Origin of the sequence: Mesorhizobium sp. M7A.F.Ca.US.006.01.1.1 (assembly GCF_003997935.1) — a bacterium.
Taxonomy (GTDB): domain Bacteria; phylum Pseudomonadota; class Alphaproteobacteria; order Rhizobiales; family Rhizobiaceae; genus Mesorhizobium.
This window is the reverse complement of the sequence record NZ_RZQL01000314.1, coordinates 5,674-6,756: the sequence shown is the minus strand read 5'-3', so window position 1 is coordinate 6,756 and position 1,083 is coordinate 5,674. Positions and strand designations below refer to the sequence as shown.

Below are 1,083 nucleotides of genomic sequence, written 5' to 3'. Positions count from 1 at the left end.
ACCTTGCCTTTGTTTCTCTCGATAACCAGGCCGTTGCGCTCGTTCTCGGTGCTGGCCTTATCCAGTTCCGCATTGAGGAATTTGCCCGGCCGATGTTCGATTTTCGCAATACGGCCGCGCGCTGGGGCGCGGTTCACGTGGCAGGAGAAGACGTTCATGAACACCGAGATGCGGGTCATCTCGGCATTGCCGAGGCCGAGTTCGCGCGGCGGCACGGCGGGTCCGACCGCCGAGATGATGCCGTCGGCGGGGCTGACCACCAAGCGGTCGTCGACCGGCGTGACGCGCTCGGGATCGCGGAAGAAATAGACGCACCAGGCCGTCAGGATCAGACCGATCCAGAACAGGATCGAGGAGAAATAGCCGAGGAAAAGCGTCGCCGCGCCAAAGGCCGCGATGAAGGGATAGCCTTCGCGATGGATCGGTACGAATGCGTTCTTGACCGTATCGACAAGGCTCATCTGTTAAAAACAGGCTCCGTTTCCAAGTCCGGCCTCAATAGCCGAAAGCCCCCCTCGCCGCAACGCAACAATAGGGAAGGCCGCATTGGACGCAGTTGGCAGGGGCCGCGATCCGCTTGCCCGGTCAGTGTCGTTGTCGGCAGAATTCGGGACACCGACGGTTCAAGGCACGGGAAAAGGTTGCCCGTCCTTGATCCCAAATCCGAAGACGTTCTGAAGCCCGTACCGGCCAGGTGCTCAGCGTCGAAGCGCCGGCACCTGGCATCGGTTGGCCGTAACGGCTTTGCTACAGTCCGGGAACCCGCTGATAGTTGGCGATGTCGGCCCGCACGCCGAGCCGGGCGATCGTCTCCTGCGGGTTGAAAGCGATGCGCTCGTGCGCTGCCTTGACGATCGGCACGACATTGTCGACGGCCGCCTGGCTTTCCCATTCGACGATGGTGACGAGGTTGAATTCGCCCGGCCCCGAGAATTGCTCGAGCAGGAAATCCTGCACGAAGCCCTGTTGCAGGCGCAGCAATTCATGCGTTGTCCTGACCTTGGCGAGTATCTCCTCGCGGGCGGCGGCCGGCACGACGAACTTGTCCACCCTGAACACGCTGCCGCCGTCAACGTTCTGATT

The 1,083-nt window shown here is 61.8% G+C and carries 2 protein-coding genes; both read right to left on the bottom strand.

From position 1 onward, the window contains the following. Window positions 1–461 (bottom strand): phosphatidylserine decarboxylase (locus EN943_RS33265; RefSeq protein ID WP_164778511.1); only part of this gene is annotated, 461 nt, incomplete at its 3' end. Between the two features lie 286 nt (window positions 462–747). After that, window positions 748–1,059, bottom strand: a complete 312-nt coding sequence (locus tag EN943_RS33260) for an antibiotic biosynthesis monooxygenase (protein ID WP_127416172.1) — start codon at window positions 1,057–1,059, stop codon at window positions 748–750. Between the last annotated feature and the right edge of the window lie 24 nt (window positions 1,060–1,083).